14 protein-coding genes are annotated in these 15324 nt (G+C 70.4%); 1 reads left to right on the top strand and 13 read right to left on the bottom strand.

Translation table 11 applies throughout. The features are described 5' to 3' along the window. Positions 1 to 37: 37 nt before the first annotated feature. The 4 genes from LH62_RS11660 to LH62_RS11670 are packed head-to-tail and all read right to left on the bottom strand — an operon-like array spanning position 38 to position 3585. Entirely contained in the window at positions 38 to 823 is a 786-nt protein-coding gene (locus LH62_RS11660; protein ID WP_043361434.1) for an inositol monophosphatase family protein, read from the bottom strand. Continuing rightward, positions 820 to 1023: a hypothetical protein gene (locus LH62_RS30305; protein ID WP_144404458.1), complete on the bottom strand. Its 204-nt coding sequence runs from the start codon at positions 1021 to 1023 to the stop codon at positions 820 to 822. Before LH62_RS30305 ends, LH62_RS11660 begins: the two co-directional genes overlap by 4 nt. A 10-nt stretch (positions 1024 to 1033) precedes the next feature. After that, complete coding sequence (locus tag LH62_RS11665) at positions 1034 to 2428, bottom strand: glutamine synthetase family protein (protein ID WP_082012517.1); 1395 nt, start codon at positions 2426 to 2428, stop codon at positions 1034 to 1036. Continuing rightward, positions 2425 to 3585: a 2-aminoethylphosphonate--pyruvate transaminase gene (locus LH62_RS11670; RefSeq protein WP_043361436.1), complete on the bottom strand. Its 1161-nt coding sequence runs from the start codon at positions 3583 to 3585 to the stop codon at positions 2425 to 2427. Before LH62_RS11670 ends, LH62_RS11665 begins: the two co-directional genes overlap by 4 nt. Positions 3586 to 3858: 273 nt before the next feature. Here LH62_RS11670 and LH62_RS11675 point away from each other — a divergent pair, with 273 nt between their 5' ends. Continuing rightward, positions 3859 to 4677: a carbon-nitrogen hydrolase family protein gene (locus tag LH62_RS11675; protein WP_043361438.1), complete on the top strand. Its 819-nt coding sequence runs from the start codon at positions 3859 to 3861 to the stop codon at positions 4675 to 4677. Here the strand turns inward: LH62_RS11675 and LH62_RS11680 are convergent. The 9 genes from LH62_RS11680 to LH62_RS11720 all read right to left on the bottom strand — a co-directional run bounded on the left by LH62_RS11680 (position 4674) and on the right by LH62_RS11720 (position 15057). Continuing rightward, on the bottom strand, positions 4674 to 6332 hold the full coding sequence (locus LH62_RS11680) for a GMC family oxidoreductase (RefSeq protein WP_052214251.1): 1659 nt from the start codon (positions 6330 to 6332) through the stop codon (positions 4674 to 4676). The genes LH62_RS11675 and LH62_RS11680 overlap by 4 nt on opposite strands. Positions 6333 to 6522: 190 nt before the next feature. Next, a complete protein-coding gene (locus tag LH62_RS11685; RefSeq protein ID WP_043361439.1) occupies positions 6523 to 6933 on the bottom strand; it encodes a CopD family protein in 411 nt (136 codons plus the stop codon). Further along, on the bottom strand, positions 6933 to 7283 hold the full coding sequence (locus tag LH62_RS11690; protein WP_052214976.1) for a DUF3817 domain-containing protein: 351 nt from the start codon (positions 7281 to 7283) through the stop codon (positions 6933 to 6935). Before LH62_RS11690 ends, LH62_RS11685 begins: the two co-directional genes overlap by 1 nt. 84 nt (positions 7284 to 7367) lie before the next feature. Next, entirely contained in the window at positions 7368 to 7967 is a 600-nt protein-coding gene (locus LH62_RS11695) for a TetR/AcrR family transcriptional regulator (protein WP_043361442.1), read from the bottom strand. 241 nt (positions 7968 to 8208) lie between these two features. Then, complete coding sequence (locus LH62_RS11700; protein WP_043361445.1) at positions 8209 to 9627, bottom strand: ABC transporter ATP-binding protein; 1419 nt, start codon at positions 9625 to 9627, stop codon at positions 8209 to 8211. Continuing rightward, a complete protein-coding gene (locus LH62_RS11705; protein WP_043361446.1) occupies positions 9624 to 10412 on the bottom strand; it encodes an ABC transporter permease in 789 nt (262 codons plus the stop codon). The genes LH62_RS11700 and LH62_RS11705 overlap by 4 nt, the downstream gene beginning before the upstream one ends. After that, on the bottom strand, positions 10409 to 11374 hold the full coding sequence (locus LH62_RS11710) for an ABC transporter permease (protein ID WP_052214253.1): 966 nt from the start codon (positions 11372 to 11374) through the stop codon (positions 10409 to 10411). The genes LH62_RS11705 and LH62_RS11710 overlap by 4 nt, the downstream gene beginning before the upstream one ends. Before the next feature lies 1 nt (position 11375). Then, positions 11376 to 12914 carry an ABC transporter substrate-binding protein gene (locus LH62_RS11715; RefSeq protein ID WP_043361448.1) on the bottom strand — a complete coding sequence of 513 codons (1539 nt, stop codon included), beginning with the start codon at positions 12912 to 12914 and terminating at the stop codon, positions 11376 to 11378. A gap of 10 nt (positions 12915 to 12924) precedes the next feature. Further along, complete coding sequence (locus LH62_RS11720; protein ID WP_043361460.1) at positions 12925 to 15057, bottom strand: TonB-dependent siderophore receptor; 2133 nt, start codon at positions 15055 to 15057, stop codon at positions 12925 to 12927. Positions 15058 to 15324 lie beyond the last annotated feature (267 nt).

Genomic DNA, 15324 nt, shown 5'->3' on the forward strand with positions numbered 1-15324 from the left:
GGCTTGCTCGACCATCCCGAGGCGGTGTCCGGCGGGGCTATGCCGCCAGAAGCGAAACCGCCTGCGGCAGCAGGGCCGCGTCGCCCACCGCCAGGGCCTGGCCCGGACCGCCCGGGTGCAGGGGCTGGCCGCTCCAGTCGGTGATGCGGCCGCCGGCTCCCTCGATCACCGGCACCAGCGCGGCCCAGTCCCAGACCTTCATGTCGCCCTCGGCGATGACGTCGATCTGCCCGAGCGCCAGCAGCCCGTAGGCGTAGCAATCGCCGCCCCAGGAGACGCGCCGCACCTGCGAGGCCAGCCTTTGCCAGCCCGGTGCCTCCGCCCCAGCAACCATCTCCGGGCTGGTGCAGGACAGCTCCGCCCGGCCGAGTTCCGGGCACGGCCGGCACCCCGGCCGGCCGCCGAAGGGGCCGCAGAAGCGCGTCGCCCGCCCCGTGACGCCGACCCAGCGCTCGCCGGTGATGGGCTGGTCGATGATGCCGAGGATCGGGCGGTCGCCGTCCAGCAGCGCGACAAGGGTGCCGAAGACCGGACGGCCAGTGATGAAGGCGCGGGTGCCGTCGATCGGGTCCAATACCCAGCGCAGCCTCGCCTCCGGCCGTTGCAGGCCGAATTCCTCGCCGAGGATGCCGTGATCCGGGCAGCGCTCGGCGAGCACGGCGCGCATCGCCTGCTCGGCGGTGCGGTCGGCGATGGTGACGGGGCTGCGATCTTGCTTCAGCGCCGCGTCCAGCCCCTGGCCGGCGCGGAAGAAGGGGCGGATGACGGCGCCCGCCACATCCGCCGCGGCTTCCGCCGCTGCGACCCAGGCGGCCTCGGTCACGCCGCCACCCGCATCGTCTTCGGGGACCGATCGCTGCTGCCGGGCAATACGAGTCCCGCCTCGAGCCCAGGACGGAGGCGGACGGGCAGCCCGCGCCGCCAGCCTGGCTTACGCACCGGCTGGCCGGAGAACATGCTGCCGGATCGGCTGCGCCGCACCAGCGTGCCGGGGACTGGCGTGCTCGTCTGGTCGTCTGCCATCGATGACCCTTCAGGCCCGCTCGAGATAGCGGGCGATTTCCCAGTCGGAGACGCGGCGGTCGTGTTCCGACTGTTCCCAGGCGGCGGCACGGACATAGTGGTCGATCACCGCATCGCCGAAGGCGGCGCGCAGCACGGCGGAGCGGTCGAGGGCCGCCATCGCCTCGCGCAGCGTGGTCGGAATCTCCGGCAGTCCCTCGGCGAGATAGGCGTTGCCCTCGGCCGGCGGATCGAGCGGCAGGCGCTGCTCCAGCCCGTGCAGCCCCGCCGCGATCAGCGCGGCATAGGCGAGGTAGGGGTTCACATCGGCGCCCGGCACGCGGCATTCGGCGCGCAGGCTCTTGCCATGGCCCAGCACGCGGAAGGCGGCGGTGCGGTTGTCGCGGCTCCAGACGGCCTTGGTCGGCGCGAAGGAGCCGGGCTGGAAGCGCTTGTAGGAATTCACCACCGGCGCGAGGAATAGCGTCATCTCCCGCAGCAGGGCGATCTGCCCGGCGAGGAAATGCCCGAATTCAGCCGAAAGGCCCTCCGGCCCGGCCGAGGCCGGCGCGCCGTCCGCGGTCCAGAGCGAGACGTGGATATGCCCGCTGCTGCCCGGCTGCGCCTCGTGCCACTTGGCCATGAAGCTCGCCGTCTTGCCGGCGGCCTGGGCGATCTCCTTCACCCCGGTCTTGTAGATCACGTGCCGGTCGGCGCTCTCCAGCGCCGGGGCGTGCAGCAGGGTGATCTCCGCCTGGCCCGGCCCGCCCTCGCCCTTCGAGGATTCGATCGGGATGCCGGCGGCTTCCATGCCGTTGCGGATGGCCCGCATCAGCGGCTCCCGTCCGGTGCCCTGGAAGACCTGGTAGTCCTCCGAATAGAAGCCGTCCGGCGTCAGGCCGCGATAGCCGCCGGCGCGCAGCTGCTGCCAGTCGCCTTGGAAGACGGTGAATTCGAGCTCGGAGGCCATGCTGGCGGCGAAGCCCGCGGCGGCCAGACGCTCCAGCTGCCGGCGCAGCATGCTGCGCGGCGCATGCGGCACCAGGTGGCCCTCGTGGTCCACCGTGTCGCCGAGCACCAGCAGCGTGCCCGGCTGCCAGGGCAGCAGCCGCGCGGTGGCCGGGTCAGGACGGATGGAGAAATCGCCGAAGCCGCGCTCCCAGCCGCTGGCGCGGAGGCCGGGGATCGGCACCATCTCGGCATCGACGCCGAGCAGGTAGTCGCAGGCATGCATGGCCTCGCCCGCCTCCGCCCGCGCCTGGCGCGCCGTCAGCCGCTTGCCGACGAGCCGCCCCTGCATGTCCACCATGCAGACCAGCACGGTGTCGGTACCCTCGGCAGCGAGGAGGCGGTGGAAGCCATCCTCGGCCGGGGCGCCGTTGGCGGCCGGCGATGCCACGGCGACCGGGCGCGAGGCCGCCCTCATGGCCGCTGCTCCGGGCCCGCGGCCGCGCGCCGGGCAAGACCTGCGCCGCCGCCGCGCTGGCGCCGGGCAAGGGCGAAAGCGCGCGTCGCTTCCACCAGCTCATCGACCCAGCCGGGTTCGATCTGGCCGATGCAGCCGATACGGAAGCTGCGGCTCGCCTCATGGAAGCGGGCATAGATCAGCAGCCGGGCGTTGCGGAGATGCTGGTAGTAGTCGGCGAAGGCGAGCGCATCCGGCACCAGCGTGTCGCTGCGGAAGGCGACGCAAATCGGTGTCTGCAGCTCCGGACGCAGGATCGGCGCGAAGCCGAGCGGCCGCATGCCCGCGATCAGCCGGTCGCGGATGGCGGCGTAGCGCGCATGGCGGCCAGCCACCGTCTCCTGCCGCAGCGCCACCAACGCGGCGCGCAGGGCCTGGGCCACATGGGTCGGCGGCGTCGAGCGCCACTCGCCATTCTCCTCGAAGCCGCGCCACTGGTCGTAGAGGTCGAGGGTGTAGGTCCGTGCCACCGTCAGTTCCGGCGTCAGCAGGGCGCGGCGGACAATGGCGAAGGCGATGCCCGGCGGCGCTTCCAGGCACTTGTTGCCGGAGGAGATGAGGATGTCGAAGGGATGCCGCGCGGCATCGATCTCGATCGCCCCGAAGGCGCTCATGGAATCGACGATGCTGGTGATGCCGCGGCTGCGCGCCAGCGCCAGGAGGTCCGGCAGCGGGTTCAGGATGCCGGAGGTGGTCTCGCAATGGACGACGTAGAGGTGCGTGATCTGGGGATCGGCCGCCAGCCGCCTGGCGACCTCCTCCACCGAGACCGGCTCGGTGACGGGGCGGGTGAGCACCACATGGCCGAGCCGGTGGCGGCGGAGGATCTTCGCCGCGGTCTCGCCATAGACGCCGTTGGCACAGACCAGGACCTTGTCGTTGTCCTTGAGGAAGGTGGTCAGCGCCGCCTCGATAACGAAAGTGCCGCTGCCCTGCATCAGGATGGTGGAGTAGTCCAGCCCAGCATGCGCCAGTTCCTGAATCCATTGGCGGGTATCGCGGGTCACTTGCCGGAAGGCGAGGTCGCGGGAGCCGAGATCATTCTGCATGGAGGCTTTCACCTCCGGCGCGAGGGCCAACGGCCCGGGCGTGAGCAGGCGGGGATGTCTCGAAATCATTGGTGCTTCCTTGGGGCGCCCCAGGCCGTGTCCCGGGTTGGCCCATGCGCTGGCGTTGCTGCCCTGCTTGTCGAAGAGTAGAAGCCAAGTGGCAGTGGCGGGGGCAACGCGGCGTTGGCGATGAGGGTTCTTCGCGCTGCAGCAATATATTAAATAAAAACCGCTGGGTTGGACATTTTGTACAGAAGCGTACCTATGGGTTCGATACCTTGTTCATGGCGGAATTATTGACGAAATCAGTCGTCATGGCGGCAGTTTGGGAAGGATTACTCAATGCGTGTCGCGGCATGCCAAATGAACTCGCGCGGCGACAAGGCAGCCAACCTGGCCACGGCGCTTGGCCTGCTGGACGAGGCCGCGGCCGGAGGTGCTGACCTTGCCGTGCTGCCGGAGTATTTCGACTATCTCGGCACGGATGAGGGCGCGCTCGCCGCCGCCGAGCCCATTCCCGGGCCGTTGTCCGAAGCAATCGGGGCACGGGCGCGGAGGCTTGGCCTCTGGGTGCTGGCCGGTTCGCTCCATGCCCGCGCCGCGGATGGGCGCTGCCACAATGCCAGCCTGCTCTTCGACCGCGAGGGGCGGATCGCCGCCCGCTACGACAAGCTGCACCTCTTCGATATCGGCCTCGCCGGGCAGCCCAACTACCGGGAATCGGCCACTGTCGGTGGTGGCGACCAGGTGGTGACGGCGGAGATCGAGGGCCTCCGGGCCGGGCTCTCGGTCTGCTACGACATCCGATTCCCGGAGCTCTACCGGCTGCACATGCTGGCGGGCGCACGGCTGCTGCTGGTGCCGGCCGCCTTTACCCAGCACACCGGCCAGGCGCATTGGGAGCTGCTGCTGCGCGCCCGCGCGGTGGAGAACCAATGCTTCGTCATCGCCGCCGCGCAGGTCGGCGAATCCATCGCCGGCCGGGCCTGCTTCGGCCACAGCATGATCGTCGACCCCTGGGGACAGGTGCTGGCCTGCCGTCCCGAGGGGGTCGGCGTCGTCGCCGCGACGCTCGACTTGGCACGGCAGGAGGCGCTGCGGGCCGAGCTTCCGGCCCTCGCCAACCGCCGCGCCGATATCTACCGGCTGGGGGCCTGTTAGGCGACTTCCAGCACCGCCTCGACCGGCCGCGCCGCGCCCGGCCGCAACGCCGAGGCGATAAGCTCGGCCCCGCGCTCGCCGATCATCAGCGCCGTCGCATTGGTGTTGCCGGCGATGTGGCGTGGGAAAATGGAGACATCGGCGACCCAGAGCCCTTCCATGCCCTGCACGGCGAGGTCGGGCGAGACCACCGCCCCGGCATCCCGCCCCATCCGGCAGGTGCCGGCCGGGTGGTAGAAGGGCCGCGTCGCCTCCCGCAGATAGGCGAGGTCCGCCTCCCGCCCTGCCGCCGCCGGCGGCACGCCGATCAGGCTGCGCAAGCCGGCGCCGAAGGGGCCGGTGCCCGCCATGCGCCGCACCCAGTCGAGCCCGTGCAGCAGCGCCGCCACGTCATCCTTGTGCTCCAGCAGCCGGGGATGGATGGCAATGGGCGCCGCCGGGTCGGGCGAGCGCAACTCCAGCCAGCCGCGCGAGCGGGGGAAATTGGCGTTCATCAGGATGGTGGCGAGGTTGCGGCGCGGAATTAGCCGCTTGCCGCCACGGCCGATGGTCGAGCCATAGGGGAAGATGTGGAATTGCAGGTCCGGCTCCGCCGCCTCCGGCGTCGAGCGGAAGAAGGCGAGGGCCTGCGCCGTCGGCACGCTGACCGGCCCGTCATGCCGCACCAGCCAGCGGGCGAGGTGATAGGCGGCGCGCAGCGGCGTGGTCTCGCGGTTGGCGGTGGGCGCCGCCATCTCGGCCTGCACGTAGAGGCCGGGATGCTCCATCAGGTTCCGCCCCACCTCCGGGTGGTCGAGCACTGGGGCGATGCCAAGGCGCCGCAACTCCTCCGCCGCGCCGATGCCGGAGAGCATCAGCAGCTGCGGCGTGTTGATGGCGCCCGCCGTCAGTACCACGCCGCGCCGCGCGATCACCTCGAGCGCCGCGCCACCGCGCCGCGCCGCGAGGCCTGTCGCCCGCCGTCCGTCGAAGCGGAGGCGCTCCACCAGCACGTCGTCCAGCACGGTGAGGTTCGGCCGGCCAAGCACCGGGGCGAGGAAGGCGTCGTAGGCGGAATGCCGCCGTCCTTCGTGGATCGAGCCCTGGTTCCAGCCGATGCCCTCATGCTGCGGGCCGTTCAGGTCGGCGGAGCGGGGGATGCCGCAGGCGACGCCGCTCTCGATGAAGTCCGCCGCCAGCCGGTGCCGCCAGCGCAAGGCCGAGACGCGCTGCGGGCCGTCCCCGCCGCGATGCGTGGCATCCGGCGCGTCGGCCGTTTCCAGCCGGCGGAAGGCGGGCAGCACGTTGCGCCAGCCCCAGCCGGCGCAACCCATCGCCTCCCAGGCGTCGTAATCGGCAGCGGCGCCGCGGACATAGATCATGCCGTTGATGGCGGAGCTGCCGCCAAGCGTCTTGCCGCGCGGCCAGAGTTCCGACTGGCCGCCGCGGGTCGGGTCGGGCTCCGACTGATAGGCCCAGTCATAGCGGGGGTTGCCGATGGTCCGCAGCAGCGCTGCCGGCAGGCGGGTGATGCCGAGCCGGTCGCGCCGCCCGGCCTCCAGCACGAGGACGCGCAGGCCCGGATCGGCGGAGAGGCGGGCGGCCAGCGCGCAGCCGGCACTCCCGGCGCCGACCACGACGATATCGGCTTCAACCGTTACGGCATTTGGCAGCATGGGAAACCTCTGGGCGCTGACGGGTGGCGCCAGGGTTCCCTGCAAAACTTCGTGCGTCCATCACTATTGTTTGTGAATGCCCGCTTCGGTCAGATGCTGTGGCTTCTTCTGGAGAGGCAATGGACGATGCTGCGCGGTTGTGCCGCGGACGCCCCCGTCGGAGAGCGAGCGTCGCTGTTCGTTGCTGTCCTCAGAAGGGTTTGGCGACGGCCAGCACCGCGATTGCGGCGAGTGCCAGCGCCACCGCCGCCGGAGCCCGGCCGAGGCCGCGCGGCGGCCGCCCCGCCTGGAACGCCAGGCGGCGGAGCGCGCCAGCCTGCAAGCCATGCAGGCCGGTGAGCGCCACGACAAGCAGCAGCTTGGCGGATAGCCAACCTGCTCCGAACCAGCCATTGTCCAGCGCCGTGGCGATGCCGAAGGCCCATGCCGTTAGCAGGGCCGGAACGGTGACTCGCTGGTCCCACTGACGCAGCCGGGCAAGGACGCCGGGGCTGATGTCGTTCCGCAGTGCTGCGGCGACCGCGAGCGATTGCGCCAGGAGCCCGCCGGCAAAGAGAAGCACTGCCGCGACATGCAAAGCCTTCAGCCAGGGCTGGTCCATCACGACCCGCTCTGCCCGGCCGCCACCAGCGCTGCTTCCTTCCGTCGCAGCAGACCGGCGCTGAGGAAGGTGCCGAACGGCACGAAGGCGGCGATCGTCAGGCGCAGGATCTCGCCCCGGCGCCAGGAGCCGCCCGACACGGTTGCGAGAAGCATCCACGCATAGGCCACGAAAGCCAGGCCGTGTATCGGCCCTATGGCCTTCGTCACCGCAGGTAGACCCAACAGATGCTTTGCCGGCATGGCAACGAGCACGAGGACGACCAGCGTCATCCCCTCTGCCAGCGCTGCCAGGCGCAGACGTCGAAGCTGTCTCAACTCCGCCGCCCTGATCGCTTCGCTGGGGTTCATGCGCCGATCACCGATTGTCATGGGTTGGCCTGCATGCCGGCTCGTGATCCGTGCGCGAGCGGCAAAGGGGGAATTCCGGTCCGGCTAGCTCGGCCGCGCTGCGCCGGCGCGGTGAAGCAAGGCATCGAAGGCGTGCCGCGCCCGTGCCCCGGCGGCGGGGTCACGCAGGAAGCGGGCCGAGGCATGATGGCTGAGATAGATGCCGCAGAGTTCCCATACGAACTGCTCGATATCTGTCTCCACCTTCAGGTGCCCCAGTGCGACGGCGGATGCGGTGAGGGAGTGGAGAAGCTCTCGCCATTCCTTCTCCAGTGCGGCGATGTGCTCGCGCACCCGTCCCTCGCCGTCGTCCAGCTCGAACAAAGCGGAGGCGATGGGACAGCCGCCGGGAAGGCCGGCGCGCGAGGGCCAGCCGATCCACCGTTCCACCAGCCCGCAAAGCCGGGGCAGGCCTTCCGGGGCCTTCATCGCAGGCTCGACGACATGCGCGTGCGCCAGGCGCGCCGCCTCGTCGAGCAACGCCAACTCGAGCTGCTCCTTGGAGCGGAAATGAGCGAAGAGGCCACTCTTGGACAGGCTGGATGCCTCAGCCAACCGGCCGAGGGTCACGCCCGACAGGCCATCGACGCTCAGTGCGCGAAGGCCGTGGTGGAGCAGCGAGACGCGGGTCGCTTGCGACTTCATGCCATACGATACGACCGGTCGTGCTATTTCGCAAGCGCTTGTTGCGGATCAGGCTGTCGCGCGTGGGAGGCGGCCACCACCTTCAGCCAGACCGCAACCGGTGTCTCGTCGGCCGCTGCCGCCTCATCCAGCTCGCACGGTGCGGTAGCCGCAATATCCGCTGGCTCTCGGGCTTGCGGTCCCTTCGGCGCGATGCAGCATGGCTGTGGCCTGCCCATCAGGAACACCATCGGCCGCCCGTTCAGCACTCGGCGCCGCAGGGCCTCAGTTGCACAACCCTGTCGGCCAGCTTCGCGGCCAGTGCCGCATCATGCGTCACCAGGAGCACAGCCAGGCCACGCTCCGCAGCCAGCTCGCCGAGGAGAGTCGAGACCTCACCCTGGGTGATGGGGTCGAGGCGCGATGTCGGCTCGTCGGCGAAGAGGAAAACGGGATCGAGCGCGAGGACACGGGCAAGGGCGAAGCGTTGCAGCTCGCCGCCCGACAGCGCCTCCGGCCTGCGGTCCAGCAGGAGCGGGCCGAGACGCAGCCGTTCGAGCAATGCTGCGATGGCGGCCCAGGACAGGCCATGGCGTCGCGCCACGTCGCGCAACGCCTGCCGCATGGTCTGGTGCGGCGCGAAGGCGCTGGGGGGATCCTGGTACAGCTTGCCGAAGCGCCAGGGCGCTACGCCGGAAAGGCGCCGGACGACTCCGGCATCCGGCCGCAGCAGTCCGAGCAGCACGTCTCCGAGCGTGGTCTTGCCGCAGCCGCTCGGGCCGGTGACGGCCACGATTTCACCGCGCAGCACGCAGAGATCGATCCCCCGCAGCACGAGGCGGCGGCCGAAGCTGCGGCGCACCCCTTCGGCCGCGACTGCTACCTCTCGACGGGGCGCAGGCCGTGGCGGCAGGGCAGGCCACCGCGCCGGTTCCGCCTCCAGCAGGCGCCGCGTGTAGCCGTGGGACGGATGCTGCAGCACCGTCTCCGCCGGGCCCCGCTCCACCACCCGGCCCTCCAGCATCACCGCCACCTCGCCACCCAGGGCGCGGGCGATGGCCACGTCATGCGTCACGCAGACCACCGTGTGGCCACGGTCCGCCTCGGCCCGCAGCCGCGCTCCCGCCTCGTCCCGCCGGTCGGCATCGAGCCCCTTGGTCGGCTCGTCGGCAAGGAGAACCGGCGTCTCGGAGGCGCGCAGGATAGCGAGGGCGAGACGCTGCGCCATGCCGCCGGACAGCTGGAAGGGATAGTGCGCGGCGGAGGCACCGAGCCCCAGCTCCGCCAATCGCGCCCGCGCCTCCAGCTCGGAGGCGGCAGCGGGCATTCCGCGCACCAGCCGGTAGACCTCTGCCACCTGGCCCAGGGCGCGCATGGTCGGGTCCAGGGCGAGCCAGGGCTCCTGCGGCAGCGTCGCCAGGCGACGGCCCCAGAGCGCCCGCCGGGCCGAATGGGTGGCGGACAGCATCTCGGTCCTGTCCAGCATCACACGCCCCCTGGCACGCAGGCCGGGTGCCAGGCTTCCCATGGCGGCCGCGAGAACCAGTGACTTGCCCGAGCCGGTTTCGCCCAGCAACGTCAGCGGCTGTCCGGGCCGCGCTTCTGCATCCACGCCGCGCACCAGCGCCGTCCCGTCCGCCGACGTCACCTGAAGCCCCACGAAGGTCAGCACGGCGTTCACGCGCGTCCCCGTCCGGCCAGCAGGTGGCAGCCCAGCACGGCCATGAAAACCAGGGCCGCCGGCATCAGCACCGTCAGCGGCGCCTCATAGGCATAGGGCAGGAGCTCGGTCGTCATGCTGCCGAGCTCGGCCGTGGGCGGATGGATGCCGAGCCCGATGAAGGAGAGGGTCGAGATCGCAAGCACGGCGCTCCCCAACCCGAAGGCGGCGAGCACGCCCAAGGTCGGCAGGAGGCCCGGCAACAGCAGGCGCCACAGCACATAGCCCGGCCCGAAGCCGAGCAGGCGTGCCGCCTCCACATGTGGTCGCGCCAGCAGGCCGCTCGCCATGGCCCGCGCGACCCGGAAGTATTCCACCCAGCCTGCGAGGGCGAGGCCGAGATAGAGCGGCAGGAACTCGCCCGGCGCGAAGGCGGCGAGCAGCAGGACCAGCAGCAGGCCCGGCAGCGCCAGCACCGCATCGGCGACCAGCACCAGGCCGCCTTCCACCCAGCCGCCGCGCCAGGCAGCGAGGATGCCGAGCAACGTGCCGGGGATGGCCGCGCTGGCGACCGTGACCGCCGCGAGCATGAGCGAGAGCCGGGTGGCATGAGCCAGCCGCGCCAGCATGGACCGGCCCAGATGGTCGGCGCCAAGCCAGTAGTCCGCACCCGGCGGAGCGAGGGAGTGCGCCAGGATCTGGTGTGCCGGGTCGGTGCCGGCGAGCCAGGGCCCCAACAGGCCGAAGCCCAGCAGCGACACGATCAGCAGCAGTCCGAGCCTGCGGCCAGGCGCGAGGGTTCTCATGTTTCCGCCCTGGCGCGGCGCGGGTCGATCAGGGCGCAGGCAAGGTCCACGAGGGCATTCACCAGGACGAAGATCAGCCCGAGTGCCAGCGCCGTGCCCTGCACCACCGGCACGTCGCGCGCAAAGATGGCGTGCACCAGCGCATGCCCGATCCCGGGCCAGGAGAAGAGGCTTTCCACGATGACGAGCCCCTCGACAAGGCCGACGAGCTGGAGGCCGAGCAGGGCTATGACGGGAATGGCCGCGTTGCGCAGGCCATGCCGCAGCACCACGGCCCGCTCCGGAAGGCCCTTCCACCGCGCGAAGGCCATGAAGGGGGACGCCGCCACGACCGCGACCGAATCCCTCGCCACCCGCGCTGACAGCGCTGCCAAGCCGAGCGCCAAGGTCAGGGCAGGCAGGACGAACTCGCGCCACCCCTCGAAGCCCGCGGGTGGAAGCCAGCCGAAATGGATGGAGAACACCGTCACCAGGCACAGGCCGAGAGCGTATGCAGGCACGGCCCGGAGGAGGACGGAGAGCCCGAGCATGATCCGGTCCACTGGGCCTCCCGGCTGCAGCCCGGCCAGGAGCCCCAAGGGAAGCCCGAGCAGGGCCGAGAGCGGCAGCGCGACGCCCGCCAGCGCCAGCGTGTAGCCGAGCTGCATGGTCAGTTCCTGCAGCACCGGCTCGCCGGTGACGAGGGAATGGCCGAGATCGAGCCGCACCAGGCGGCCAACCCAGTCCAGGAACTGCACAGCCCAGGGCCGGTCCAGCCCCAGCTCCTGCCGCACCAGCGCGGCTGCGGCCGCATCGCCCATATCCGGGCCGTAGCGCGCAGCGGCGAGGCGAAAGGCTTGGTCGCCCGGCAGCACGGCCATCAGCGCGAAGCCGAGCGCGCCGACGATCAGGGCGACGAGCAGCGGCTGGACGAGCCGCATGAGGACAGGCCGCAGGAAGCGGTCCAGGAAGCGCCGGCCCATGTCAGCGTGCCCAGGCTATGTCGTGCAGGCGGTAGCTGGTCTCGTACGGGTCCACCGTGACGCCGGCCAGGTCGCGGCTGATGGCGACGCCCAGTTCCGACCAAGCAATTGGGATGACCGGCAAGGCCTCGCGCAGGATCCCGGCTGCCCGCTGGCGCGCCGCGGCCGGGTCCCCCTCCGGCGCGGAGAGCGCGTGCAGCGCGGCGTCGAGGGCCGCGTCGGACCAGCCCATGGCGCCCCAATCGCCCCCGCCGGGCCGGAAGTCCTGCAGGAGGGTAACGAGCGGGTCCGGGACCAGCGCGTAGTTGCGCGCCATCAAGGCCATCTCCAGGGTGCCGTCGCGGTGGCCGCGCGGGATGTCGGAGGAGTTGCCGATGACCACCGACATGTCGATGCCGATCTCGCGGAACTGCGCCTGGAGCGCGGTAGCGATCGGCGGCAGTTCGGGCCAGTTGATGTAGGTGGTGCAGCGGCAGGCAAAGCGGCGGCGCTCTGCATCCACCAGGATGCCGTCCGGGCCCGGGCGCCAACCCGCTTCGGCCAACAGGGTCCGCGCCATCCCCAGGTCGCGCCGCGGTGGCGGCGCGGGGAGGTGCCAGCCCTGCAATGTCGGCGGGAAGAGCTGGTCCGCTGCCATCGCGGGGTTCCGCAGCAGGGCCGTGGCAATGCCCTGGCGATCGACCGCCAGGCTCAAGGCATGGCGCACCCGTTGGTCCGCGAAGTAGAGCGATGCCGCGTTGAGCTTCAGGATGCGGGTGCGCGGCACGGGAACCGTGAGGACCTCGAGCCGCGGGCTGCGGCGGAGCCGCGCCACGGTCACGGGCTGCAATGCCATGGTCAGGTCCGCATGCCCGCTTTCCGCCATCGTGGCCCGCGCCTCGCCCTGGGACACGACGAGGTAGGAGGCGCGCCCGATGGCCGGGCGAGGACCCCACCATCCCTCGAAGCGCTCGACATCGAGCTGCAACGGAGGCGAGAAGCGTTCGACGCGGAAGGGGCCGGTACCGATCACCGCACGGACCCTGCCTGCTTCGTCATAGGCTGCAGGGGCGAGGATCATGCTGGCATAGTTCGCCAGGACGGCCGGCAGCGGCGCGAAGGGGCGGCTCAGGCGGATCAGCACCGCATCGCTCGTGGCCTCGATGGCAGCGACCGGCACGCGGGAGAGCGGCGAGGCGGCAGCATGGGCGTGGCGGAGGCTTGCCGCCGCTGCCTCGGCCGTCAACGGGCTGCCGTCATGGAAGCGCACGCCGGGTCGCAGCACGAAGCGGTGCAGCAGGCCGTCCGGCGAGGTGCTCCAGCATTCCGCCAGCATCGGCACCGGGCGGCCTTCCGGATCGGCACCCAGAAGCATCTCTCCGACGCCCATGCGGGCGAAGACGTGGCCGGAGCGTGCCGGGTCGGGCCCGGCGAACTCGAAGGGGGCGACCACCCGCAGCACGCGCTCGCCCGGCCGGCGCGCGGCCGTGGGAGCATGGCCGAGGGCAGGGCGCGCGAGGAGGGCTGCAGTGCCCAAGATACCGAGCGAACGGCGAAACATGCGGGAGGCTCTAAAGGCGGATCGTCACACCGCCAAGCACGGTCAGCGGCGCGCCGGGCGAAACCCAGACGCTGCTGTAGGAGCGGTCGTAATAAGTCCTGTCGAAGAGGTTGTTCACGTTGAGGTTCAGCCGCACGCGGTCGCCGATCCTGTAATAGGCAAGCAGGTCCACGGTGGCATAGGCGGGCAGGCGGAAGGCGGAGCCGACCGTGTCGCCGGCACGGCTCCCGACGAGGTTGACACCACCGCCGAGGCCTAGCCCTTGCAGCCGGCCTTCCTGGAACTCATAGACATTGAGCAGGCTTGCGCTGTGCCGCGGCACGTTCAGCAGCCGGGTGCCGGGGCGCAGCGCGGCGTCGCGGGTCACCTCGGCGTCGATATAGGCGTAGCCGCCGATCATGCGCCATCCCGGCAGCGGGTTGCCCGCCAGGGTCAGGTCGAAGCCCCGGCTGCGAACCTCGCCCGCCGCGATGCTGTAGGAGGTGTCGGCCGGGTTGGCCGTCAGCACGTTCTCCTTGGTGATGTGGAACAGGGCCGCGGTGGCGCTCAACCGGTCGTCGAACAGGTCGAATTTGGCGCCCACCTCATACGCCTCGCCTTTCTCCGGTGAGAAAGAGCGGCCATTGATGTCCCCGCCGCGATTGGGCCGGAAGGACTGCGCATAGCTGGCATAGGCCGAGACGTTGCCGGTGAGCTCATAGATCAGGCCGACCCGCGGCGTGGCGGCGGTCTGCGTCTGCGGCGAGGCGGCGCCGGCGCTGCGCTGGGTGAAATCCTGGTCGAAATGCTCGACCCGGATGCCCGCTACCAGCTTCAAGCGGCCGGTGAGGGAGACCTGGTCCTGCAGATAGGCCGCGTAGGTGTTGCTGTTCTCGAGCGTGTTGGAACGGCGTGTCAGCGCTGGAAGCCGCTGACCGTAGACAGGGCTGAGGATGTCGATGGTAAAGGGCGAGGCGCCGGGATTGGAGCGGTTCAGGATCTCGCGGTTGTGGTAGCGCTCGTATTCGAGGCCGGCGAGCAGCGTGTGACCCAGCGGCCCCGTCGTGAACTGGCCGACGAGGTTCAGCTGGATGTCGAGGTCGTTCCAGGCGAATTCGCGCTGCCGCAGCTCCCGGCGCAGCGTACGGCCATCAGCGAGGAGGCTGCTCGGCTCCACCGCGCGGCCGTCCAGGGTGCCGCCGAAATACTGCACCCCGCCGCGCAGGCTCCAGTCGTTGTTGATGCGGTGGTCAAAGCGGAGCTGGCCGAGGCCGCTGTTGTTGCGGTTGGTGCCGACCCCCGGCTCCCCCAGGAAGCGGTCGCGCGGAATCACGCCGGGCCGGTTGCCGTAGGCTACTACCCCGCGGTCGAAGGTTCGGTCGTTGTGCAGGAATTCGCCTTCAAGGGTGAAGGTCGTGTCGGGCGAGGTCTGCCAGGTGAGGGCCGGGGCGATATACTGGCGGTTGCTTTCGACATGGCGGCGGAAGCTGCCGCCGCCCTCGACGGCGCCGTTCAGGCGGTAGCTGGCGGAGCCGTCGGCGCGCAGGGCCCCCGCCGCGTCGACGGTTCCCCGCCAAAACCCGTGGCTGCCGAACAGGCCGCCGAAGACGGCCGAGTTCTCGGCCATGGGCTGCTTGGTGACGATGTTCAGCGTGCCGCCCGGGTCGCCGCGGCCGTACAGCAGCGAAGCCGGGCCGCGCAGCACCTCCAGCCGCTCGACCGCCGCCGTATCGGGCGAGCCCTGGTAGCCACGGTTCACCGGAAAACCGTTGCGGTAATACTCGCCCGTGGCGAAGCCTCGGACATTGTACTCGTAGAGTGATTGGCCGCCGAAGTTGTTGCCGCGTGCGATGCCGCCGGCATAATCGAGCGCCGCATCCACGCGGACAGCCGCTGTGTCGTCGAGTACCGCTCGCGGCACCACGCTGATGGACTGCGGGATTTCACGGATCGGCGTGTCGGTCCGGGTTGCACTGTTCGACCTGGTGGCACGATAGCCGTCGACCGGACCGTCACCACGCTCACCAGCCGCGGTGACGGCCAGCTCTGGAAGTGCGACTGCCTCGCTTGCGGCTTGCTCTTCCGCCGCAGCCTGAGCTACTGACTGCGAAGCAAAGCCCGCGGCCAAAACGAGGGTAACGGCCGGGAGGTTGAGGCGGAACATAAGACAATCCGAACGGTGATGCTGCCCCTTAGCAGCCACACAGGGATTGCGCAATGTTATAACATATCATTATGCGTGTTCGGAAGTCGGATGGCTCCAAGCCTGCGATGCCACGCGATGGCCGAAGCCACGGAGCACGATGCGCACCTGCGGTATAATGCCGGGCACGACCGCATGGGCTGACGGAGGTCATCGGGGTGCAACTTACGCGCTTTCGTTGGGGGCGACATCTCGAGATGGAAGTACGTCATTGGAAACGGCCTGCAT

It is taken from the genome of Belnapia sp. F-4-1, from assembly GCF_000802185.1.
Taxonomy (GTDB): Bacteria; Pseudomonadota; Alphaproteobacteria; order Acetobacterales; family Acetobacteraceae; genus Belnapia.

What these genes read in the sequence shown, in the direction of transcription:
- LH62_RS30305 (WP_144404458.1), bottom strand. Translation starts at nt 1,023, where the DNA reads ATGGCAGACGACCAGACGAGCACGCCAGTCCCCGGCACGCTGGTGCGG.
- LH62_RS11665 (WP_082012517.1), bottom strand. Translation starts at nt 2,428, where the DNA reads ATGAGGGCGGCCTCGCGCCCGGTCGCCGTGGCATCGCCGGCCGCCAAC.
- LH62_RS11670 (WP_043361436.1), bottom strand. Translation starts at nt 3,585, where the DNA reads ATGATTTCGAGACATCCCCGCCTGCTCACGCCCGGGCCGTTGGCCCTC.
- LH62_RS11675 (WP_043361438.1), top strand. Translation starts at nt 3,859, where the DNA reads ATGCGTGTCGCGGCATGCCAAATGAACTCGCGCGGCGACAAGGCAGCC.
- LH62_RS11680 (WP_052214251.1), bottom strand. Translation starts at nt 6,332, where the DNA reads ATGCTGCCAAATGCCGTAACGGTTGAAGCCGATATCGTCGTGGTCGGC.
- LH62_RS11685 (WP_043361439.1), bottom strand. Translation starts at nt 6,933, where the DNA reads ATGGACCAGCCCTGGCTGAAGGCTTTGCATGTCGCGGCAGTGCTTCTC.
- LH62_RS11690 (WP_052214976.1), bottom strand. Translation starts at nt 7,283, where the DNA reads ATGAACCCCAGCGAAGCGATCAGGGCGGCGGAGTTGAGACAGCTTCGA.
- LH62_RS11695 (WP_043361442.1), bottom strand. Translation starts at nt 7,967, where the DNA reads ATGAAGTCGCAAGCGACCCGCGTCTCGCTGCTCCACCACGGCCTTCGC.
- LH62_RS11705 (WP_043361446.1), bottom strand. Translation starts at nt 10,412, where the DNA reads ATGAGAACCCTCGCGCCTGGCCGCAGGCTCGGACTGCTGCTGATCGTG.
- LH62_RS11710 (WP_052214253.1), bottom strand. Translation starts at nt 11,374, where the DNA reads ATGGGCCGGCGCTTCCTGGACCGCTTCCTGCGGCCTGTCCTCATGCGG.
- LH62_RS11715 (WP_043361448.1), bottom strand. Translation starts at nt 12,914, where the DNA reads ATGTTTCGCCGTTCGCTCGGTATCTTGGGCACTGCAGCCCTCCTCGCG.
- LH62_RS11720 (WP_043361460.1), bottom strand. Translation starts at nt 15,057, where the DNA reads ATGTTCCGCCTCAACCTCCCGGCCGTTACCCTCGTTTTGGCCGCGGGC.